This is a genomic window from Shewanella sp. 10N.286.52.E4 (assembly GCF_041468785.1).
Taxonomy (GTDB): Bacteria; Pseudomonadota; Gammaproteobacteria; order Enterobacterales; family Shewanellaceae; genus Shewanella; species Shewanella electrodiphila.
Map to the genome: position 1 here is coordinate 42,721 of NZ_JBFRJJ010000027.1, position 22,930 is coordinate 65,650.

Genomic DNA, 22,930 nt, shown 5'->3' on the forward strand with positions numbered 1-22,930 from the left:
GCTGTGCTGAAAATACATTAAAAATGATGTTTTGAAGCGAACTTAGCCAAATTCAATCACCATTTCACAAGCGGTGCAGTGACAGTCATCACCACATATCACGCACAAGTAATCGCTGTTGTCATGTCGCTGATTCCAGCGACTCGGGTGCAACTTAATCAGTTCACCTCCAGCATGTGTAAAGTAGCCTACTGCCGAGTTATTGGGGCTTTGCTGCCACAAATGACTCACACCAGCTTTAGCCCCTTGCTGCTTTACTGCTGCAATTGAAGCCTGCAATAGCCGAGAACCAATGCCTTTCCCTCGCTGACCTTCTGCCACAGTATTACATTTGAAGTAACACATATCTTCAACGGAAACTGGCCATTTATCTGGGGTGCACCATTGATCAATGGGCCACTTTCCCGCCGCATAAGTTAATCGAAAACCGACGATAGTTGATTGACTGTCAATCTGTGAAGTTTCATCACTTATCGCGATGAAATGCGCATTAATATGATTTTTTATGCCCATTTGATAAATTTTTTCAAGGGAGGCGAAATTTAAATAGCCTTCACCATGCACGAGATTACCTAATTCTATAACCTGTTGAAAATATTCAGGAGTTAAGTTTCTTATCATTATTATATTGACTCCAATTGTCATCATTATATCGCCAAGACTACACAATAAATTCGGCAAAATAAACGATGTTAATCTTTTGTGATAATTTGGCGATAACACAGTGAGATCCCTTTGCCAGAATCGTTAGCAATTAAACAAAAGGAGCTCTGTTATGAAATCATCAGTCTTAAAGGCGTCAGAAGTACAACCGTCAATTTCAGTATCAACATCATCTGCATCAATGAAAACTAAAGCGACTCTGCTTTCACTTGGCCTAGTGGCTGCTGGTCTATTCAGTGTTTCAGCCACAGCTGCAGAATTAGAAATTAGCGTGGTTAACTTAACCCATGGTAATCACTTCACCCCTATCTTAATTGCAGCTCATGATGCTGATAGCCACTTATTTGAAGTCGGCACCGAAGCAACACCAGCATTGCAAAAAATGGCCGAAGGTGGCGATGTTGGTGATTTAGACGCTGCTGTGATGGGCGCAGGTGGTTTTACCGCAGTTAACCCTGCGATGGGATTACTAGCACCAGGGGCTAATGTCAGCGAAGTGATGCTTGATTCCATGGAAATGACGCACCTTTCAATTGTTGCCATGGTGCTACCAACCAATGATGCCTTTATCGGTTTAGATGGTTGGGAAATCCCTACTGAAGCAGGTAGTTATACAGTTTACTTAAATGCCTATGACGCAGGCACTGAAGCCAATGATGAAATGGTTAATGGCGGCGGTATGGCAGGCGTTCCAGGTATTCCTGCAGCACCTGGTGGTGACGGAGGTATGAATGGTACTGGTGTTATGGATGGTTCTACTAATGCTAATGTTCACACTCATCCAGGTGTGCTTGGTGATACTGATGCAGCCGGTGGCGCAAGTGATTTAGATAGCCGCATTCATCGCTGGTTAAACCCTGTTGCGAAAGTAGTTGTTACTGTCAAATAAGGGGACTCGCGATGAGATATTTAATAAATAGTAAAACTAAACATACCCATAAATATAGCTTAACGGCAGTAGCATTAATTGCGGTGTTAGGACTAAGTGGTTGTTCTGATGATGACGATGAATCACCTACACCAGAACCTGTTACTCCGCCTGAACCGACTGTTGTAATGCAGACTTATACGGTTACCGTGACCAATTTAACGGCTAACCAACCTATGTCACCGATTGCCATTGCCTCGCACAGTAGTGATGTGATGTTGTGGCAAGCAGGTGAAGCTGCCAATGTTGCACTGGAAAAAATTGCTGAAGGCGGCGATGCTGCAGATGTTGCAGCAATTGAAGGCGTAACGTCTACGGTCAGTGGCGCAGGAATTTTAATGCCGGGTATGTCAGAAACTATCACTGTGACACTTGATGAAGCAGACATTGCCAATCTCACTGTCGCCACAATGTTAGTCAACACCAATGATGCGTTTACTGGCCTAAATAGTTATGACATTAGTATGTTGGCTGTTGATGAGTCAGTGTCGATGCGCGGTATGGTTTACGATGCAGGCACCGAAGCCAATTCAGAAGCACAAGGCACGATGCCTGGACCTGCTGATGGTGGCGAAGGATATAACTCAGAACGTGATGATGTAGATTTTGTTCATATTCATCCTGGTGTGATCACCATGTACGACGGATTGATGGACAGTGTATTAACGCCTTCACATCGTTTTGATAATCCGGCAATCTCCATTTCGATTAGTCGAACGGAATAGTGAAAACATCCATGATTAAGCTTAAACAAGTTTGTTAACAAATAAAAAACAAACAGGTTGAAATTTAATCTTCCCATCTCAGGTCTGGTTATTAGGGATCTGATTTGGGAAATTTTGGATGAACGATAACACTAAGCATAACGGCCACCAGATAAAGCAGCATATTTTACTGGTTGAAGACGAACAAGATTTAGCCAAGCTGATTATGTTGAATCTCACGGCATTAAACTACGAAGTGTTTCATGCCACGACCTTAAGCCAAGCCATGCAAATCATCGACACTAAATCACTCGATCTGATTTTAATGGATCGTATGCTCCCTGATGGTGATGGCATTATGCTTTGCCAGCAACTCAGAGAAGCTGGAAAATCATTGCCTGTGATGATGTTAACTGCCAAAGATTCAGAAGCCGATATTGTTTTAGGCTTAGAAGCTGGCGCAGACGATTATCTCGTCAAACCCTTTAGCGTATTAGAGCTTCGAGCAAGGGTTAAAGCCATGCTCAGGCGCAGTAAAGTACAACAAGTACAAACTGAGCAATTGGAGTTTAACGGGGTCACCATTAACTCAACAACCCGCGAAGTAGTGTCTAACAATAGTACGTTAGAGCTCACAGCGAGAGAGTTCGATTTATTACTGTTTCTTGCCCAGCATCCCCTGCAAGTGTTTAGCAGAATGCAGTTATTAGAAGCAGTATGGGGTTATAACTATGACGGCTATGAGCACACTGTTAATAGCCATATAAATCGCTTGCGCACTAAGCTTTCTCGAAGCCCTGGCCACCCGGAATTAGTCAAAACAGTATGGGGAGTCGGTTACAAATTTTCACCACCCGAAGCTGGAGCGCATTAGCGCTGTTGAATTAAACGCACTTCAAATTAACTCAGTATTCTGACTTCATTCACCCTAGTCGAACCAAGGTAGGTCCCGCATCATGAATCGATTATTTAACCGGCTGTTCCTATCTGCGACTGTGGTGGTATTACTGTTATTTGTCGCACTGTGGCAGTGGTTGCAACTGAATCACGAATTTAGTCGTAATCAAATTCAGCAATCATTACATCTGCAACTTGCCGAACATATGGCGCATATCAACCCGTTACTTTCACAAGGTATTACCTCAGATGCCGCGCTAAAGGAAGCATTTCATGACTTTATGCTGTTAGGGCCAAGCTTTGAAATTTATACCCTTGATCCCGAAGGCCGTGTCATCGCTTATGATGCCAAAGAAGAAAAAATCAAAAAAGATCGCGTCAACCTTAGCCAAATTAAGCAGTTTATTGCAGGTGGTGACTTACCGATTTTAGGCACAGATCCACGCTCAACTGAAACCCAGAAAATATTCTCCGTCAGTCCACTCGTGACAGAAAACGGCCTTCATAGTGGATACTTATACGTAATCATTGGCGGCGAGGATTATGACAGTTGGCAGGCATTAATTAATTCAGAAAACCAGCCTAAACTTTGGGGCGCAACAATCGGTTTTTGGGTGATTTTCGCGTTGATTCTATTTGTGCTGTTATTAGGTTTTTTCACTCGCCCGATTCAAAAGCTTGCCAGTGATTTAACTCGCCTTAAAGACGCTCCCTTAGAAGAAAATTTGGCTTTGCCGAATCGCTATAACGGCAGCTTAGAAATCAAAAAGCTCAGTGAGCACATTAATCACTTGCTGCAAGAGTTAAACCAGCAACATCAACAAGTGAAACGACAACAACAGGCCAAACATGACTTTTTACTTCACTTATCCCATGACTTAAAGACACCATTAACTTCGTTGATTGGTTATATTGATACTTGGTTACTGTCACCACCTGAAGAGCGTCAAGCAGAATACATTGAATATGCTGCCAATTCAGGGCAAAACTTACAGCAATTATTATCGCAGTTACTTGAGCTTGCCGCCCTTGAAAATGGCCAAATCAGTGCTCAAATAGCTAAAATTAATTTGCGTGAAGTCTTACTCGATTTAAATCAAACTTTTGCCCCTAGAGCAAAAAAACTAGGGATTAGATTAGATTTTAATGTCACGGATCAACTGCAGGTTTATACCGATCCTCAGCTGATGAGGCGGATTTTAAATAATCTCGTCGACAACGCACTGCGATACACACCTAAAGGCGGCACGATAACGGTTTACAGTGAAACACATCATGATCAAACGTGGTTAGCGGTTGAGGATACTGGCGCAGGCATGCACAAGCATGAAGTAGAGGCTTTGAAACAGTTATCTATGCAGCAGCTTAACTTTGAGCCAAATCAAGCGCTGCCACAACTCGGAGTTGGCTTAGCCATTGTCAGGCAGTTATTAGGCTTATTAAAGTGCAGAATTGATATAAAAAGTACCCCTGGAAAAGGAAGTCACTTTATGATTGAGCTAGCAACCCATTAACTCTTTCGTTGCTACTGCAATATTTTAAGAAAAAACAAAGGTTAAAAAACAAGAAAGCCACCTTAAAATGGTGGCTTTATATATTATCTATCGACAGCGTCGCTAAATAATCATTCTGAGAGTATTCCCGTTTACGAGCATCACTCTCAATGAATCAGGCTGTGACTAGCCATTTTCAATTGAAAGGTACAAAGCTTTAATTTTGTGGAAGAAAAGACTCACAAAACCAGCAGCTAAACAGCCCCACATTAGCAATACTGCAGCAACAGTTACGAATTGCCCCATGTAGTAACCAGCATTAGCAACATAGATGTAATGGGTACCAGGTAGCAGTGCAGCAAAAATAGCAAAGAATACTAACGCAACAATAATTTGAACTTTCATATTTATCTCTCTTTTGGCAAAGGCTACTAGATGTGGCTTCCATCCCACCATAAAACAAAGCTAGTCAGCTTATTAATATTATTCTCACAATGAGCATAAAATATCAAATTAGTTCCATGAAGAGTTTTGCAAAGATCACAAAATAGAATATTCCATTCTCACTTTGTGATAAAGCGCACCTAAATAGTTAAAACAATGATTTATATAGTCTAGGCATGTTGATCTTTCAAGGTTGTTTTTGCAGCAAATTGTTGTTCATTTAGACAAGACAGAGGCTTTGTGGTGTAGTTATTCTACATAAAAAGCCGATAACGCAGTAAAAATGAACAACAAACGCTGCCCGAAGGGTTCGGCTAAAAACGGATTCTGCATTGTTGAGCGAATTTTTTGCGAATAAAGAGTGCTTAGGTTACTAGGCGGCAATTCACTCGCCGCGCTTAATCCGTTTTTATCTCGAACAAAACTCAACCAGCAAAGTTCAACAAGCCCTAACAGTCCTTTGTTAATTTTCTATTTATTCTTGCCATAAAAAAAGACGAGCCATGCTCGTCTTTTATTTAATACCCAAATTATGCACCATCAATTATTTGCGGCGCTTTATTTATGGTATTTTTATTTATGGTACTTAGGCGATAATTGATTAACTGAGTTAATGAATGCGCCAGCATGCTCTGGATTAACATGTTGATGAATACCATGACCCAAGTTAAATACATGGCCAGTACCTTCACCGAAAGATGACAAGATTTGGTCAACTTCTTGATGAATACGCTCAGGAGATGCGTAAAGTACAGATGGGTCCATGTTGCCTTGAAGCGCAACTTTATGTCCAACACGACGACGTGCATCACCGATGTCAACAGTCCAGTCTAAACCTAGTGCATCACAACCTGTTTCAGCCATAGATTCTAACCACAGTCCGCCACCTTTAGTGAATAAGGTAACTGGTACTTGGCGACCGTCTGCATGGCGAGTTAAACCATCAACGATTTTTTGCATGTAACGTAGTGAGAATTCACGGTAAGCGTGGTGAGATAACGCACCGCCCCATGAATCAAAGATCATTAACGATTGCGCGCCATTAGCTACTTGTGCGTTTAGGTATAAGATAACTGAGTCAGCTAACTTGTCTAAAAGCATGTGTAATGTTGCTGGCTCTTCGTAAGCCATTTTCTTGATCTTTTCGAAAGTCTTGCTTGAACCACCTTCGACCATGTAAGTCGCTAGTGTCCAAGGTGAACCAGAGAAACCGATTAAAGGTACTTCACCTTTTAGTTCACGACGGATGGTGCTAACAGCACGCATTACGTAACCTAATTCATCTTCTGGATCTGGAATGCAAAGCTTTTTGATTGAATCGATGGTGTCAGTAGGACGTTCGAAACGTGGGCCTTCGCCTGTTTCAAAGTAAAGACCTAAGCCCATTGCATCTGGAACGGTAAGAATATCTGAGAATAGAATTGCAGCATCTAAGTCGTAACGACGAAGTGGTTGTAACGTCACTTCACATGCTAAATCTTGGTTCTTACAAAGAGACATAAAGTCACCCGCTTCTGCGCGAGTCGCTTTATATTCAGGTAGATAACGTCCAGCTTGACGCATCATCCACACAGGTGTTTTGTCAACAGGCTGTTTTAATAAGGCGCGTAAATAACGATCATTCTTTAATTCTGCCATTGGGCTTAATTCCTAAACATATAGTGATATCCGCTGGCGCGTAGTTTAGCACTTATGCGATTAATGTAACCAGCGATGCTAAATTAATGTGAACTAACACCCTAACTAGTATCGAAATTGCTAATGTAATCGTTAGCATGCTCACAATAATACCCATATTTAGGTATCAGGTAGCCTAATTGGATAAAAAAGTTGCACCTCTTGTTCGCCTTTGGTATAAAAAGTCTGCGCTAGCAAGAACAATCAAGAAGCACGATAAATCGAGCCCTTAAAAAAATCTATTTGCCCAGTGGTAGCTTGCTATCACTGGGCATTTTTCTTTTTATGCTATTTCCCCGTGATACAAATCACTATCAAATAAGACCTTATCTGGTCGATCCATTAGATCTTTTACAGAAAACAGTTGATCAATAGTCACTTTCTCTCATACATTAAGTGATATGGATTAGTTGCAACACTGGAATTCGTTATGCTGACAAAACTAGAAAAAGCCGAACAAAAATGGGGCGGCTCTAACAAGCTTGTCGATCAATGGCTACATCATCGCAGAACGTTGCTGATCCAATATTTCAAAATTGCCGGCCTTGCGCCATATACCATGCCCGCTAAAAGCCTGCCTAAAGCTGATGCTGTTAAGCAATTCTGTGCACAATTGGTGGATTATGTCTCAGAAGGCCACTTCGAAGTCTATGATCAGGTGGTAACTGAATGCGAGAAATTTGGCGAAAGCAGTAAAGAAAGAGCGCAAACATTATTACCACAAATCAGTGAAACCACTGATGCAGCCCTCGACTTTAATGATAAATACACTGAAGCCGATAATGATGATGTATTAATGGACCTAGATGCAGATCTCTCTAAATTAGCTCAAGCAATGGAAACCCGCTTTGCCTTCGAAGATGAACTACTTGAGCAACTTCACGAGCACCATTCAAAAGCAAGTTAACTCGCTTAACACTTATCCATTTAAGCCTTATTCACACATTAAAAAGCTCTCTTTGATTTTCATCAAAAGAGAGCTTCTCTAGCACGTATAACGATCCACTTACCTAGCTTATTTACGCCAATTATCTGGTAACTCTACCTGTGACCAAAGATCATTACACAACACTTGATGCTGATGCCAATCACCTTGCTTAAGCCACTTAACCAGTGCATCACCCACTTGTGGATATTTAATCGGCTTAGGTGAAGCTGACTTAAGCCAGCGATTTAAAATACCTGCATCTAATTTATCCATGCTTTGCGCTGCAGCTAATAACTCTAATGCTGCCACATTAGAGGACTGCTCAAACTGACCTTGCAATGGCTTAACCAGCAACTTCTTGCCAAGGGTCATCGCTTCACTCGCCAATTCAAAGCCTGCATTACCAATCACCCCACCACACTGAGACATATGCTGCTTAAATCCTTCACGATTAAAACCAAACCAATTTATGTGTTCGGGTAATCCCTGTAACGGTTTATCTGCGTGATAAACAAAAAATTGATACTCTGAGAATGGGCTTAAGAATTTGGCAATAGTGTCGGCATTTTCAAACGGAAGATACACCAATATTTGATGACTATGATCGCCAGAGTTAGGTTCTACTTCAACAAATGGCGGTAATATTGGAAACCCAAAATGGTGCCAATGACAACCAAGCTTAATATCTGTTGGCGCAAAGTTATTTAATAGTACCCGATCAAACCAGCTCATTCCCTGCTTTGGCACAGGATACTGCAGCGCAGCTTGATGACTAATACTGATGGAGGTAACCCCCTGTTTTTTAGCCGCCCATGCCGTAACAGGCTCAAAATCATTCAAGACTAAATCGTAATCAGACAAATCCATTTGCTGAACTTCAGATAAAATAGATGACGATAAATTACGTTTCACCGTTTTGGTCAAATTAACTCGACCTGACTCAGTAATAAACGACATCCCCTCTCTTACTTGATAGTCACCAAAGCACTCCATATCAAAATATTGATCTTTATTACGACCGCTAAATAAAAAGTCGACTTCGACATCTGTTTTACTCAATGATTTCGCCATGACACGCGCACGACTAATATGGCCATTTCCAGTCCCTTGAACACCATATAATATTTTCATAAAGTTCCTTGTGCTAACTCAAGCAATATTGCATCACACTTAGGGTGACGGTGAGTTGTTAATTAGACATCTTGTTATTTAAAGCAATATAAATACGCTAACGGATTAAATAAATTGTTCAGCCAAGGTGACTGCGCCTATACCCAGTCCCATACCAGCCAAAATATCTAACGGGTAATGCACACCTAATGCGATTCGAGATAAACCAATAAAACCAGCCCAAGCAAACGCGATTGGTGCCAATATAGGAAACGTTGTCATGACAACCGACGCCATAATAAAAGCTGCTGCAGTATGTCCTGACGGTAAACTGAATTTATCTGAAGGTTGAAAATCAGACTCGAAACCTGCAAATGCAGCGCAAGGACGAGTGCGACGAATAGAATTTTTTAATAACAAATAAAGTGGCAGTTCAATCACGTAACTTACAAGCATCAAATTAAAAAAATGACTGCCTTGAGGATGAAGAAACAATAAGCCTACCGCCATGTACACGTAGCAATGACCATCACCTGTTGCTGACACTTTTTTAGCAAAATCAGTGATTTTATGATCACGACAGAAAGTCAAAATATGACAAAACAACTGCTTGTCTAAGTTGGCGATGCTTAACGTCACGTCCTTTGCCATAATTATGCCCTTATTGATTAATTGTTATTCAACCATTGTAAGGACTGTAAATATTTCGAATGACGGAGACATGACAATCTATCGAAAGTTTTATGACAAAGTGTTAATTAGACTGCCTCGAGAAAGAATTAATTGAGAGTACTTAGGGAGGATTTAGCCAACGAGACTTAAGTTAAGGTGATTAAGTTAAGGTGATTAAGTTAAGGTGATTAAGTTAAGGTGATTAAAGTTACTTAAGGCAATAAAAGTAAGGTGCCTTGGGAAGACACCTCATTCGACAAAAAATTTAAGCTGATGCTTCTGCAAGATTGTCGGATTTACTGGTGCGATAGATTTTGATCAAATGAAAAATATTGATCCCAGCCACGAACGCGTTCATACCAGCCACTGGCCATGCTTCAATTTGTACACCGTAAATAACGAATAATGTACAACCAACAAAATTTAACCAGCGAAGCCAAATAATGTCTTTCATCATTAACGAAATCGCCACCATAACAGATGCGCCATAACCAATGATTTCAACAACGTCTAACCCTTCCATAAGAACCTCTAAGTAAGGCTCTCTGCCATCCATAAGCGTTACGGGGGGTCCGTGCCCCTAAAGCAAATAAAACAAACTGCATTTAATTAAGTGCTGATATTAACAAAAATTCATACAAGGTTGTAATAAAAATCCGTAATATGATGACTAAGATCAATATTTGTTTCACCCCAAGGCCATTATGTAAGTTACTTTCTTACAGACTAAGCTAAACTGGATCATTATGGCTGCTTATAACATCAGGTTATAAATCAACTTGTTGCTTTATCGCATTCTGGTGATGAATATCGCTGTTAATTTCAAAAAAAGCTCATATAATTCATTTAAGATTGCTTAACTACTGGCGAATTTATTCAAATCGCTAACCCCAAGGAGTGTCACTATGGAATACAACACCTCAGAACTGTGTGATATGTATTTAGATGTTGTTGATGTCGTCGAACCTATGTTCAGTAACTATGGCGGTACTAGCTCTTTTGGTGGTTCTATTAGCACCATTAAGTGCTTTGAAGATAACGGCCTGATTGCTGATGCTCTTCAGGCTGATGGCGAAGGCAAAGTATTATTAGTTGATGGTGGTGGCTCTATGCGCCGCGCATTGGTCGATGCTTCTATCGCAGAAATTGCAGTTGCTAATAAGTGGGAAGGCATTATTGTTTATGGCTCAGTAAGAGACGTAGACACATTAGAAGAAATGGACATTGGTATTCAAGCACTTGCTTCAATTCCAATTGGCGCCGACAGTAATGGTGTTGGTGAGGTCGAAATTCCAGTCAATTTTGGCGGTGTGACTTTCCTACCTTTCGATCATATTTATGCTGATAACACTGGGGTGATTTTATCGCCTGAAGCTTTAGATATTGAATAATCGATTCAATATTGCATAAATAAACTAAAGCCAGCTATGCTGGCTTTTTTATTGCCTGTAAAATAAACGCTAATGAATAAATTAGATATCACTGCTCACATAACAATAATAACGAGATAAGTAGGCCCTATGCTGCAAATGATGACTCAAGCCTGGTTAGATACATATCTATCAACGCGCGATGGCGAAACCAAGTTAGGCCAGCAGGTGCAATTGCTCAGTCAGATGAACACTCAACCTAGCGAGCTAAAACATGCCCTTGTACAAGCAAAAAATCAAGGCGTACAGTTTGTGATCTTGGGTATTAGTGAAGATGCAGGCCCCAGAGCAAACTTAGGCCGTGGCGGTTCAACCACCGCATTTAATGCCGCAATGAGCCAGCTACTGAATTTACAATCAAACCGCTACCTCAACGGCAGTGAATGTCTTATTTTAGGTAATATTGAACCTAAGCAACTCGATACTCACGCCAGTACAGAACAACTAAGACAGGCTACAGCTGAACTTGACCAACAAGTCATTGAAGTAATCAGTCACATTCTCGCAGCAGAGCTTGAGCCTATTGTGATTGGTGGCGGCCACAATAATGCTTATGGATTATTAATGGCGCTGAAGTCTCATTTCAATCAAGCCGCCGCAGCCGTAAACCTAGACCCCCATAGTGATTTCAGACCTCGAGAAGGACGACATAGTGGCAATGGCTTTAGCTACGCCACAGCCAATGGCGCCTTAGCTTATTACCACGTTCTAGGACTACATGAGCTTAAAAACAGCGAAACCACTCTAGAGCAGCTAAGTTTATTTGGCGGCGAGTGGCATAGCTTTCAGCAAATATGGGTCAGGCGAGAAGTGAGTTTGGAAGAGGCTTTAAAGGCAATTGCCAACAACTTAAACCAAACCCAGCTTCCTGTTGCGCTCGAACTGGATGTCGATGCTATTGCAAAAATGCCCAGCAGTGCATCAACGTTTGCTGGCGTGCCATTGTTAGATGCATGTCATTACATCCACTATATAGCCAAACACTGTCAAACGGCATATCTGCACATTGCAGAAGCCGCGCCCCAATGTCATGAGGCTGGTGAAATCGCAGGCAATAGAGATGTTGGTCAAAGTGTTAGCGAATTAATATATGCCTATATTCAAGCGAAGAAACCTGTCCAATATTAGGCGTGTTGGTCTTAGCTAGTTGAACGTTGCTCAAGATAAAAACGGATTAAGCGGCGGCGAGAGAATTGCCGCCTCGTAATCTAAGCACTCTTTATTCGCAACAAATTCGCTCAATAATGCAGAATCCGTTTTTAGCCGAATCTTTCAGGCAACGTTTGTTGTCCACTTTTTACAACGTTATCGGCTTTTTATATGAAATAACTGCATAACAGAGCATCAGCCTTGTCTAAATCAACAATAATTCGCTGCAAAAATAACCTTGAAAGATCAACACGCCTTAAACTCAATAACTAACAGTCATGTCAACAGGCTTGGCTATAGTTGAACCTTGTTATTAGATTAAACGTATCAATTACTGCTCATGTGTTATTTCACCATTTACAGGCTATTCAATATCGAACAGATTTATGGTCTAATGCAGGGCAATTTTAGTAGAACTGTTTTTACAGCGCTATTTACACAAAAGCATATATCGATTCTGTATCGCTGAATTCCACGCTGTTTCTAGTAAACTGGATCACACTCTCGCTGATTAAAGTTTCTGCAAAGCAAGCAATGGCATACACTCGCTGTTAATTACCGCATATTATAGGAATACACAGATGTCTGAGGGCGACCCAAAGAACACTCATTTTGGTTATAAGACCGTTGATTCAGAAAAGAAAGCTGACTTAGTCGCTGACGTATTTCACTCGGTTGCAGCTAAATACGACATTATGAATGATGTCATGTCATTTGGTGTTCATCGTTTCTGGAAACGCCACACTATTGCAACTGCGGGCGCACGTCCTGGCATGAAAGTGTTGGATCTGGCCGGTGGTACTGGTGACTTAACCGCTAAATTCTCACATTTAGTCGGCGACCGTGGCCAAGTTATTTTAGCGGACATTAACGACTCAATGTTAAAAGTTGGTCGGACTAAATTACGCGACAAAGGCATTGTAGGGAACGTAGATTATGTTCAAGCCAATGCTGAAGCCTTACCGTTCCCTGATAATTATTTTGACATTATCACTATCGCATTTGGCCTACGTAACGTGACAGACAAAGATGCAGCATTACGCTCAATGCGCCGCGTGTTAAAACCTGGCGGAAAGTTATTGGTGCTTGAGTTCTCAAAGCCACAACATGAAGTAATGCGCAAAGTTTACGATATGTATAGCTTTAAAGTATTGCCTAAAATGGGCGCACTAATCACTCAAGATGCTGACAGCTATGAGTACTTAGCTGAATCAATTCGTATGCACCCAGATCAAGAAACATTAAAGCAAATGATGATTGATGCAGGTCTTGAGCAAGTTGATTACACCAACATGACTGATGGTGTTGTTGCATTGCACCGTGGTTATAAGTTCTGATGCAGCCCAACCATTTTTCATTACTGACTTGCGCCGCTCTAGAAACTGCCATTGCTCAGTTACAAGCGCAAGATCAGGGTGAATATGCACGCCTTAAAAATTTACACGGCAAAGTGTTCTGCATTCAATTAAGTCAGCTTGAATGGCCTTTATATTTAGTCTTTGCTAAACAAGTTCAAGTACTCAGTATTTATGATGGGGATATCGATGTCAGCGTGACAGCCGATGCCACCACACTTTACCAAATATCTGAAGGCGAAAGCCTAACAGAGCTGATTAAACAAGATAAGCTGAAGCTTGATGGCGACGTTAATTTATTACAAAGTTTTAGCCATTATCTGCGTCATATTGAATTAGATTTTGCAGAGCCCTTGTCACGTTATATTGGGGATGCTCCGACGCATATGTTGGTTTCTGGCGCTAAACAACTTGCCAGTTCAGCAAAGCAGGTTTTTGAAAAGTCACGTTCTCACGTTGGCCAATTAACCACCGAAGAATATCGTCTTGCCCCCCATCAAATAGAATTCATTCATTTTCGTGATAATCTTGAAGAACTCGCTGATAGCACATCGGCACTGGTTACCCGAATAGATAAATTAAGAGAAAAAATTACCCCATGACAATTGCAAGTATCAGGCGCGGTTATCAAGTCATCAAAACTGTATTACATTACGGCTTAGACGAACTTTTACCCAGTAATAAAACACCCTGGTACTTCTCTCTTCTGCGACACAGCTTTTTCTGGCTCCGTAACCAACACAAAGATAAGCCATCAGCTCAGCGGCTAAAATTGGCGATGCAAGAGTTAGGGCCGGTTTATATCAAGCTCGGACAAATGCTATCTACACGTCGTGACTTACTCAATGATGAGTGGGCAGAAGAGCTAGCCATGCTTCAAGACAGAGTACCTCCATTCGATTCAGCTTTGGCCCGCGAAGCCATTGAAGCCGAACTAAAAGCGCCGATTGAAAGCTTATTTGATAATTTTGATGAAACGCCATTGGCTTCAGCGTCGATCTCGCAAGTGCATACCGCAAACCTCAAAGAAAATGGCGCTGAAGTGGTATTAAAAGTACTTCGCCCAAATGTTGAAGCGCAAGTACAGGCTGATTTACAGCTTATGTGCCAAGCGGCGAGCTTTTTAGAAAGGTTACTAGGCGAAGGCAACCGCTTACGCCCTGCAGAAGTGATTGAAGATTATCGCACCACGATTCTCGGGGAACTCAATTTAAACCTTGAAGCCCTTAATGCGATTAAGCTTCGCAATAACTTCTTAGATTCTGACGCACTGTACGTACCTTACGTGTATGAAGATTATTGCTACTCCCGCCTAATGGTAATGGAACGTGTGTACGGTATTCCTGTTTCCGATGTTGAAGCACTGAGAGCCCAGGGTACCAATTTAAAATTACTTGCTGAGCGCGGCGTTGAGCTGTTTTTCACCCAGGTATTTCGTGATAATTTTTTCCATGCTGATATGCACCCCGGCAATATTTTCATTAGCCGTGAGCACCCTGATAACCCATTTTACATTGGCATGGATTGCGGGATTATGGGCACCTTAAATGATGTTGATAAACGCTATTTAGCAGAAAACTTTTTAGCCTTCTTTAACCGCGACTATCAACGTATTGCTCAGCTTTACATTGAATCTGGCTGGGTATCAGAAAACACCGATGTGTTAGCATTCGAGCAAGCGGTTAAAGTGGTTTGCGAACCGATGTTCAATAAACCATTAGATGAAATTTCATTTGGCCATGTATTACTAGAGTTGTTCCGCACCGCTCGTCAGTTCGATATTGTGGTACAGCCGCAATTAGTCTTGCTTGAAAAAACCTTACTGTACATCGAAGGTTTAGGCCGTCAGCTTTACCCACAGCTTGATCTTTGGTCGACAGCGAAACCTTTTTTAGAGCAATGGATGTCTGAGCAAGTCGGGCCTAAAGCGATATTTGACAAAGTAAAAATGAAGTCGCCATATTGGGCTGAAAAACTGCCAGAATTCCCAGAGCTTATTTACGACAACCTAAAAGTGGGTCGTAAACTGCTAGGAACACAACAACAGATGCTAGATAAGTATCTGAAGTTTCAACACAAAGCTCATAAAAGTAACTACTTCTTAATAACATCTGCTGTATTGTTGATCTGCGGCACACTATTATTAAATCAAGACGCTACACTATGGCCTTCTTATATTTGTCTAACTGCAGGTATAGTGCTTTGGTTCACAGGATGGCGATCCAGACCAAAGAATCGTAAATTTTAACTAGCACTTATTCATTAGAGGTTCATAATACTCAATATAATGAGTGCTAAAATTTAGGCATTATTAAAAACACTTTTTTATTCTATAGAGGAAATGTTCATGGGCGGCATCAGTATTTGGCAGCTTCTTATCGTTGCGTTAATTGTTGTTTTGTTATTCGGAACTAAAAAGTTACGTTCTTTAGGTGGTGATTTAGGTGGAGCAGTTAAAGGCTTCAAAAATGCTATGAATCCTGAAGATGAAGAGAAAAAATCTTTAGAAGATAAAGATAGCACTGCAAAAACCTCTCAACAGGCAACTGAACAAAAGTCCGAGTCAAAGGACAAAGAACAGGCGTAATTCATTATGTTCGACGGTATTGGCTTTATGGAGCTACTGCTGATTGGAATTTTGGGGCTAGTGGTTCTCGGCCCCGAAAGACTTCCTACTGCGGTACGTTCAATCTCTGGGTGGATTCGCTCATTAAAGCGAATGGCAAACTCTGTTAAAGACGAATTAGAGCAAGAGCTTAAAATCGAAGAGCTTCATGCTGACTTAAAGAAAGCTGAAAGCAAAGGTTTGTCTAACCTATCTCCTGAATTACAAGAGTCTATTGATCAGCTAAAAGATGCTGCGCAATCCGTTAATCGTCCCTACCAAGTAGAAGACGTTAAAAAGGATGCACCTAAAGCGGAATCAGCTGAAAGCAGCACTGAATCAAGTGCGCCAACAAATGACTCAACCAGTTCAAATACCAAAAGCTAGCGGGTAATCAATGTCACAACAGCTACCTCTCATTAGTCATTTGCTTGAATTGCGTAATAAATTACTCAGAGCTATCGGCAGTGTTTTGCTGGTGTTTATCTGTTTAGTTTACTGGGCAAATGATATATACCATTACATGGCGATTCCATTAATGCAGTCACTGCCTGAAACAAGCAGTATGATTGCTACTGATGTAGCTGCGCCATTTTTCGCCCCATTTAAGTTAACCTTAGTTTTATCATTTTTTGTGGCGATTCCTTATGTGCTTTACCAAGCTTGGTCGTTTGTTGCACCAGGTTTATATAAGCATGAAAAACGTCTAGTGACCCCTCTGTTATTCAGCAGTACCTTGCTGTTTTATTTAGGGATCGCGTTTGCTTATTACATTGTATTCCCGGTTGTATTTGGCTTTTTCACCAGTGTTGCGCCTGAAGGTGTTACTGTGGCAACCGACATCAGCAGCTATTTAAGCTTTATTCTAAAGTTGTTTTTTGCCTTTGGTTTGGCCTTTGAAATCCCTGTTGCTGTGGTATTAATGTGCTGGGCAGGTGTCACCACACCTGAAGAGCTTAAGCAAAAACGACCATATATTGTCGTTGGTGCTTTTGTCGTTGGCATGATGCTAACGCCACCAGATATTATTTCTCAAACAATGTTAGCAATTCCTATGTTAATATTATTTGAAGGCGGACTATTAGCAGCCAAGCTATATACGCCGAAAGAAGATACAGATAACGAAGAGTCTGAGAGCGAACGCACCGACAGCTAAAGTTAATTGCATTTGTTACTCATGGACTAGTAAAACAATAATAAAGAAGGATTCTGTTATGCGTTTAACCTTGGTTGCCACTTTTGCTTTGGCTATCTCTTCTCAAGCTCATGCTAGCATCGAGCAACAACTGGCTAATTGTGCCAGTCATACTGATAAATTAGACCGCCTAATGTGCTTTGACGCATTGGCGGCTTCAGTTAATACCGCAGTTGCAACTCAGCTTCCTGCTGCAGTGCCTACAACTTCAACAGAAGCTACAGCCGTTGCAACCGCAACAGTTGCAGCAAACACCCCTACGACTGTTGCACCTGCCGTTGCAAGTGTTTCTTCAACTCAAGCTGCCAGTACTGCTGAACAAGAGTTTGGTCTAAAGAAAAATACAGCAGAAAAAGATGAACAGACTTTTGGCTTAAAGCAAGTGTCAGAAGAAGAGGATGATGTTCGTTTATATGCTGAAGTCAGTTCAGTTAGTAAAGATCCTTATGGCGCATTAATCGTTAAATTATCTAACGACCAAACTTGGAAACAAGTAGGGACTTCACGCTACAAATTAAAAGCGGGTCAAACCATCTATATCGAAAAAGGTGCGTTAAGCTCATTCTTGCTTGGCAGTGATGACCGTAACTCGACTATGCGAGTTAAGCGCGTTAACTAATCATGCCTCAGCATATCGATATTGCTGTTAATCTACTGAGTAGTCGGTTGGCAGCAGATATAGACAACATCATACACAAAGCGGTGGAACATCATGTTTCACCGTTAATCGTTATCGGCAGTGATATTGCCGAGAGCGATGAGTCCGCTAAGCTCTGTCAGCAATATCCCCTTAAACTTTATAGCACCGCAGGTGTTCATCCTCATCAAGCCAGTAGCTGGGATGAAAATAGCTTAGATAAACTGACTCAAATAGCCAATAGCAAACATGTCGTCGCCATTGGCGAATGTGGTTTAGATTACAACCGTGATTTTTCTCCTCGAAAAGATCAACGTCAGGCTTTTGAAGCACAACTTGCGTTAGCAGCTACATTGAATATGCCTGTTTTGATGCATTGTCGTGATGCTCATGATGATTTTATCGCGATTTTAAAGCGTTATCGCCATAAACTCCCAAGCGCTGTATTACACTGTTTTACAGGCACAGAGACCGAACTTAAAGAATGTATCGCCCTTGATTTATATATTGGCATCACTGGCTGGGTTTGCGATGAAAGACGCGGTGCAGAACTTGCGAGTATCGTACATCTTATCCCGAACAATCGGTTCGTGGTTGAAACTGATAGCCCTTATTTGCTGCCAAGAAGCATGCGCCCAAAACCTAAGTCGAGCAAAAATCTGCCACAATACTTGCCTTATATTGTTGAGTCTATCGCGACACTTCGCAACCAACCTTATGAAGAGTTTGCAGCCCATTGTTATGCTAATAGTATTCGTTTGTTTAATTTAGGCGAGCGATAATGCTAAAGCACAATATGGATTGGTTACGTCGCTCAATGGCATTGTTATTATCAAGTTTTTTCATCATCTTAAGCACAGGTGTCAATGCTTATGATGCGACCAGTTATACTGACAACACAGAACATCATAATATCCCACTACGTTTAACCGCTTCTTCAATCACTAAAATCGACTTAAAGCCGTGGCTGTACATCCATAATTCGAATGATGTCACTGAAATTGCCAGCCTCAAACTCCAGAACAATAATCAGAGTCAATGGCGTAAATTAACCAGTAATGACTTACGCAAAATTGGCGCTAAAAATACCTGGTTAAGCTTCAGTCTTTATAATCCAAATGATCAGCTATCACGCATTATTGCTCTAGATAACCCATTAATGGATAGCATTAAGCTATTCCATTTAGTCAATAATGAATTACTCAATATTGAACATATGGGAGACACCCTCCCCTTCGATCAGCGTCCATTGCAGAGTAATTTATTTTTATATCCTTTTGATATAAAACCAGGAGAACTGCATACGTTTTATTTCAAAATTGATAATCGTGGCAGCCTCAATTTTCCTTTAGTGTTATGGAGTAAAAACGATTTTAGCCATGCCATTGAAACCCAAAGTTTAGCGAATGGTTTTCAAATTGGGATTTTGATTGCTATTGGGGTTTTTAGCCTATTTATTGCCTTAGCCTCTGGGTCGTTCAGTTACAGTTACTACAGTGGCTACGTGATTTGTTTAACCGTTATTGTGGCTAGTATTCATGGTATTGCATTTCAGTATTTATGGCCTAACTGGCCCTCTTTACAACAGTTAGCTGTTCCCGTCTTAATCCCGCTGGCACTGGCTTTTGCATTGATGTTTACTGAAAAGGTCATGCAACTTAAATATCACAGCAAGCGAATGTTATTACTTGGCCGTTACTTAGCGGTATATTGTATTTTATTAAGCTTAATTGTCTCTTTTATCGACTTTAAATTTTCCCTTTATCTACTGAGTTTTTCAGTCATCTTCATCAGCTTTATACTGATTGTTTTTTCGCTTATCCAAGTCTTCAAAAGAACCAAAAATGCCCGATTATATGCAATAGGTCGTATTGGTCTATTTGTCGGTTCCTTGTTCAGTGGGCTGATGTATTTAGGTTATCTCAACTGGGCAGTATTCCCGCAAACACCTGTAATGATAGGACTAACATTTGAAGTTGTGATAATGGCCGCTGTACTGGCTATGCGTTATAACGATGAGCGTAAAGCCAAATTACAAATGCAGCAAAAAGCACTTGAGCAAGCCGTGCGTTTACAACAAAACCGAGATGAAGCATTAAGGGCAGAAGCCGAGGCAAATGAGCGTCTTGAACAAATGGTTGCCGAAAGAACCTTAGAACTTGAAGTGACCTTACGTGAACTCAATGAAGCGAACCAAAAGCTGACTCAGCAAAACACTATCGATAGCCTTACTGGGGTGAAAAATCGCAGCGAATTTGATCGTCGTTTAACCGCTGAGGGTCGTATTAGCCGACGTCAACAAACCTCGTTGGCGCTGTTAATGCTTGATATCGATAAATTTAAAGCCATTAATGACGAACACGGACACCTTGCGGGTGACCACTCGATAAAAGTGATTGCGACAACAATTTCAGATTATTTAAAGCGTCCAACCGATCTGGTATCACGTTTTGGCGGTGAAGAGTTTGCTATTATATTACCGAATACTGATAGTGAAGGAGCGATGACGCTAGCAGAACACGTTCGCCTAGCAATATCCAAGTTATCAATTAATTGGGAAGGAAGCCCTATTCCCCTTTTTGTGAGTATCGGAGTCAGTGCTGCAGTTGTTGAAACTGAAGAACATCCGACTTTGTTACTTGAACAAGCAGATAAAGCGCTTTATCAAGCTAAGCGCGGTGGGCGAAATCAAGTTTGCCAATTTTCGCCAGAATAAGATGAGATTAATATCAGGAGTCAAATGTGAATATTATTACTAGTGCGTTTCCACAGCGCAGAATGCGCCGTATGCGTAAACATGATTTCAGCCGTCGTTTAATGTCAGAAAATAAATTATCGGTGAATGATCTTATCTACCCAATGTTTATTCTTGAGGGAAACAATCGCACTGAACAAGTCGCATCAATGCCTGGTGTCGAACGTTACTCGATTGATTTATTACTTAAAGAAGCTGCAGAGTTGGTCGAACTAGGTATTCCGCTAATTGCATTATTCCCAGTGACTCCTGCTGAGAAAAAATCGTTAATGGCAGAAGAAGCCTATAACTCAGATGGCCTAGTTCAACGCGCAGTGCGTGAGCTAAAACAAGCCTTCCCTGAGCTCGGTGTGATGACAGATGTTGCACTAGACCCGTTCACGACACATGGCCAAGATGGCATCATTGATGATACTGGTTACATTCTTAATGACATCACGACTGAAATTCTAGTCAAACAAGCATTATCTCATGCTGAAGCTGGCGCAGATATCGTTGCCCCTTCAGATATGATGGATGGCCGCATTGGCGCTATTCGTGAAGCGCTGGAAGCTGCAGGTCATGTGAATACTCAAATCATGGCGTATTCTGCTAAGTACTCTTCTAGCTACTATGGCCCTTTCCGTGATGCGGTTGGCTCTGCTGGCAACCTTAAAGGTGGCAATAAACACAGCTACCAAATGGATCCAGGTAATAGTGACGAAGCACTTCATGAAGTCGCCTTAGATATTCAAGAAGGTGCTGACATGGTTATGGTTAAGCCTGGCATGCCGTATTTAGATATTGTCCGCCGAGTTAAAACTGAACTTGCCGTACCGACATTCGCTTATCAAGTGAGTGGTGAATACGCCATGCATATGGCAGCGATTCAAAATGGCTGGTTAGCTGAAAAAGCCATTGTGATGGAGTCGTTACTTTGCTTTAAGCGTGCTGGGGCGGATGGTATTTTAACTTACTTCGCCAAATCAGCAGCACAATGGCTCAAAGAAGATAAGTAATAACTAACGTTAACCGCTTTATTTTTTAGATTGTTTACAAAAAGAGGCCAATTGGCCTCTTTTTTTATATCATTTTGAATCTAGACAATTAAATCATTCAACTAGTCTTTAAAAATTAATTAACAGGGTTTATGCTTAAATTTGCGCTTAATTTCATCAATAACGTATAGGTTAATGATGACAATGGATTGAAAGTTAAGGAATGCAAATGATTGTGGATAGCATTGATGTATTGTATTACGTAAAAATTGGCTCGAGCGTATTCGCAATTGCGAACGATGGTCAATGGCACGCTATTAGTTCTGAACAAGTCATTAATACTCTTCCATTATATGATATCAACGCAGAAGATATCCTCATTAACGACCAAAGCGCACCCTATATCGTCGTTGTTCAGCAAGTTGTCACTATTCCAAATACTTTATTGATTAATTCGTCTCAAAATCCATCAACTCCCTCTTCTACACAGCCAAATAGCCCTGATAGCCAAGCACCTGATAACGCATATAATAAGACGCCATCTTCAGAGACACAAGGGTTAAACTATTTCTACAATGTCATTCAGACTCAATACAATGCTTTAATCGCACAATCTGGTTATAACTCTCAAGGTGATAACCTTTTAAAGGACACTAATAACATTAGTTCGCTAATAGGCGAGCAGGATTCTTTTGTAACACTCACTCTATCCGTCAATATTGATGATGCCAATGATGGTTATTTAAATAGATTCGAAGTCCCTTCTGTTAGTATTTCTGGTCAAGCATTAGATGCTATTAATGGCCAGATATTGAGCTTGAAGCTGACAGATGTTCATGGCCAGCAACTTTATATAGAAGTCACTGTAATCAACGAAAGTTGGCGTCTAGACAATGTTGATATATCCAACCTTGCAGAAGGACTTCTCAATGCAGAGATAAGTGCTCCCACTTATCAAGGAATAGCTGAACCCGCTTTTGATAACTCAGTTAAAGACACCCTTGCTAGTATCAGTATCGAGATTGAAGATCTTGATAATGTTATCAATGCTGCTGAAATATCGTCTGTCATCATTAAAGGGACGGTGGTTAATGTTGAAGATGGCCAAACGATAATGGTGACCTTATCTGATGCAAATGGCTCAAACCATCAAGTCAACACCACGGTAGCAAATGGTATCTGGACTCTTCCTCCTCAAGACTTATCAGACTTTGATCAAGGCTCCCTGATTGCAACTGCTGAAGTTATCGATATTGCAGGTAATCCTGTATCTGCAACCACACAACTGCCAGTCGATACTCTGGCTGATAT

The 22,930-nt window shown here is 41.1% G+C and carries 23 protein-coding genes and 1 pseudogene; 18 read left to right on the forward strand and 6 right to left on the reverse strand.

The genetic code is table 11. The features are described 5' to 3' along the window. Positions 1-42: 42 nt before the first annotated feature. On the reverse strand, positions 43-621 hold the full coding sequence (locus tag AB4153_RS16000) for a GNAT family N-acetyltransferase (protein ID WP_102526401.1): 579 nt from the start codon (positions 619-621) through the stop codon (positions 43-45). A gap of 223 nt (positions 622-844) precedes the next feature. On the opposite strand from AB4153_RS16000, the gene AB4153_RS16005 reads away from it, so the two are divergent. The 4 genes from AB4153_RS16005 (at position 845) to AB4153_RS16020 (ending at position 4,706) form a co-directional block, all read left to right on the forward strand. Further along, a complete protein-coding gene (locus AB4153_RS16005) occupies positions 845-1,552 on the forward strand; it encodes a spondin domain-containing protein (protein ID WP_102526448.1) in 708 nt (235 codons plus the stop codon). An 11-nt stretch (positions 1,553-1,563) separates the two neighbouring features. Continuing rightward, complete coding sequence (locus tag AB4153_RS16010; RefSeq protein WP_102526400.1) at positions 1,564-2,316, forward strand: spondin domain-containing protein; 753 nt, start codon at positions 1,564-1,566, stop codon at positions 2,314-2,316. A gap of 118 nt (positions 2,317-2,434) precedes the next feature. Further along, positions 2,435-3,169, forward strand: coding sequence for a response regulator transcription factor (locus AB4153_RS16015; protein ID WP_102526399.1), 735 nt, complete (start codon positions 2,435-2,437; stop codon positions 3,167-3,169). Positions 3,170-3,251: 82 nt separating this feature from the next. Beyond that, positions 3,252-4,706 carry a sensor histidine kinase gene (locus AB4153_RS16020; RefSeq protein ID WP_371998128.1) on the forward strand — a complete coding sequence of 485 codons (1,455 nt, stop codon included), beginning with the start codon at positions 3,252-3,254 and terminating at the stop codon, positions 4,704-4,706. A gap of 165 nt (positions 4,707-4,871) precedes the next feature. On the opposite strand, the gene AB4153_RS16025 is transcribed toward AB4153_RS16020, so the two are convergent. Continuing rightward, on the reverse strand, positions 4,872-5,090 hold the full coding sequence (locus AB4153_RS16025) for a hypothetical protein (RefSeq protein ID WP_102526397.1): 219 nt from the start codon (positions 5,088-5,090) through the stop codon (positions 4,872-4,874). Positions 5,091-5,702: 612 nt separating this feature from the next. Continuing rightward, a complete protein-coding gene (hemE, locus tag AB4153_RS16030; protein ID WP_371998129.1) occupies positions 5,703-6,767 on the reverse strand; it encodes a uroporphyrinogen decarboxylase in 1,065 nt (354 codons plus the stop codon). Between the two features lie 469 nt (positions 6,768-7,236). Between hemE and rsd the strand changes: the two genes are divergently transcribed. Then, the gene (gene rsd / locus AB4153_RS16035) at positions 7,237-7,713 is read left to right on the forward strand and encodes a sigma D regulator (protein ID WP_102526395.1); all 477 of its coding nucleotides are present in this window, start codon (positions 7,237-7,239) and stop codon (positions 7,711-7,713) included. Positions 7,714-7,821: 108 nt separating this feature from the next. On the opposite strand, the gene AB4153_RS16040 is transcribed toward rsd, so the two are convergent. The 3 genes from AB4153_RS16040 to AB4153_RS16050 all read right to left on the reverse strand — a co-directional run bounded on the left by AB4153_RS16040 (position 7,822) and on the right by AB4153_RS16050 (position 10,039). After that, entirely contained in the window at positions 7,822-8,865 is a 1,044-nt protein-coding gene (locus AB4153_RS16040) for an MJ1255/VC2487 family glycosyltransferase (protein ID WP_102526394.1), read from the reverse strand. A gap of 105 nt (positions 8,866-8,970) precedes the next feature. Then, positions 8,971-9,495, reverse strand: coding sequence for a phosphatase PAP2 family protein (locus AB4153_RS16045; protein ID WP_229371562.1), 525 nt, complete (start codon positions 9,493-9,495; stop codon positions 8,971-8,973). 286 nt (positions 9,496-9,781) lie between these two features. Then, positions 9,782-10,039: a YgjV family protein gene (locus tag AB4153_RS16050; RefSeq protein WP_102526446.1), complete on the reverse strand. Its 258-nt coding sequence runs from the start codon at positions 10,037-10,039 to the stop codon at positions 9,782-9,784. A gap of 382 nt (positions 10,040-10,421) precedes the next feature. Here AB4153_RS16050 and rraA point away from each other — a divergent pair, with 382 nt between their 5' ends. The 13 genes and pseudogenes from rraA to AB4153_RS16115 all read left to right on the forward strand — a co-directional run. Then, positions 10,422-10,907, forward strand: coding sequence for a ribonuclease E activity regulator RraA (gene rraA / locus AB4153_RS16055; RefSeq protein ID WP_102526393.1), 486 nt, complete (start codon positions 10,422-10,424; stop codon positions 10,905-10,907). Positions 10,908-11,036: 129 nt separating this feature from the next. Then, positions 11,037-12,074 (forward strand): formimidoylglutamase, encoded by a 1,038-nt coding sequence (locus AB4153_RS16060; protein ID WP_371998130.1) that lies wholly within the window; start codon positions 11,037-11,039, stop codon positions 12,072-12,074. Positions 12,075-12,676: 602 nt separating this feature from the next. After that, positions 12,677-13,432, forward strand: coding sequence for a bifunctional demethylmenaquinone methyltransferase/2-methoxy-6-polyprenyl-1,4-benzoquinol methylase UbiE (gene ubiE / locus AB4153_RS16065; protein WP_102526391.1), 756 nt, complete (start codon positions 12,677-12,679; stop codon positions 13,430-13,432). Next, a complete protein-coding gene (locus AB4153_RS16070) occupies positions 13,432-14,052 on the forward strand; it encodes an SCP2 domain-containing protein (protein ID WP_371998131.1) in 621 nt (206 codons plus the stop codon). Before ubiE ends, AB4153_RS16070 begins: the two co-directional genes overlap by 1 nt. Beyond that, the gene (gene ubiB / locus AB4153_RS16075) at positions 14,049-15,698 is read left to right on the forward strand and encodes a ubiquinone biosynthesis regulatory protein kinase UbiB (RefSeq protein ID WP_102526389.1); all 1,650 of its coding nucleotides are present in this window, start codon (positions 14,049-14,051) and stop codon (positions 15,696-15,698) included. The genes AB4153_RS16070 and ubiB overlap by 4 nt, the downstream gene beginning before the upstream one ends. A gap of 99 nt (positions 15,699-15,797) precedes the next feature. Beyond that, the gene (tatA, locus tag AB4153_RS16080) at positions 15,798-16,037 is read left to right on the forward strand and encodes a Sec-independent protein translocase subunit TatA (protein WP_102526388.1); all 240 of its coding nucleotides are present in this window, start codon (positions 15,798-15,800) and stop codon (positions 16,035-16,037) included. Between the two features lie 6 nt (positions 16,038-16,043). Next, on the forward strand, positions 16,044-16,442 hold the full coding sequence (tatB, locus tag AB4153_RS16085) for a Sec-independent protein translocase protein TatB (RefSeq protein WP_102526387.1): 399 nt from the start codon (positions 16,044-16,046) through the stop codon (positions 16,440-16,442). A 10-nt stretch (positions 16,443-16,452) separates the two neighbouring features. Next, positions 16,453-17,211 carry a twin-arginine translocase subunit TatC gene (tatC, locus tag AB4153_RS16090; RefSeq protein ID WP_102526386.1) on the forward strand — a complete coding sequence of 253 codons (759 nt, stop codon included), beginning with the start codon at positions 16,453-16,455 and terminating at the stop codon, positions 17,209-17,211. A 58-nt stretch (positions 17,212-17,269) separates the two neighbouring features. Beyond that, complete coding sequence (locus AB4153_RS16095; protein ID WP_371998132.1) at positions 17,270-17,869, forward strand: hypothetical protein; 600 nt, start codon at positions 17,270-17,272, stop codon at positions 17,867-17,869. Between the two features lie 2 nt (positions 17,870-17,871). Then, positions 17,872-18,669: a TatD family hydrolase gene (locus AB4153_RS16100; protein WP_102526384.1), complete on the forward strand. Its 798-nt coding sequence runs from the start codon at positions 17,872-17,874 to the stop codon at positions 18,667-18,669. Next, the gene (locus AB4153_RS16105; protein WP_371998133.1) at positions 18,669-20,603 is read left to right on the forward strand and encodes a diguanylate cyclase; all 1,935 of its coding nucleotides are present in this window, start codon (positions 18,669-18,671) and stop codon (positions 20,601-20,603) included. The genes AB4153_RS16100 and AB4153_RS16105 overlap by 1 nt, the downstream gene beginning before the upstream one ends. 26 nt (positions 20,604-20,629) lie before the next feature. Beyond that, entirely contained in the window at positions 20,630-21,640 is a 1,011-nt protein-coding gene (gene hemB / locus AB4153_RS16110; protein WP_102526383.1) for a porphobilinogen synthase, read from the forward strand. 208 nt (positions 21,641-21,848) lie between these two features. Beyond that, positions 21,849-22,930: pseudogene (locus tag AB4153_RS16115) on the forward strand (adhesin); the annotation flags it as partial.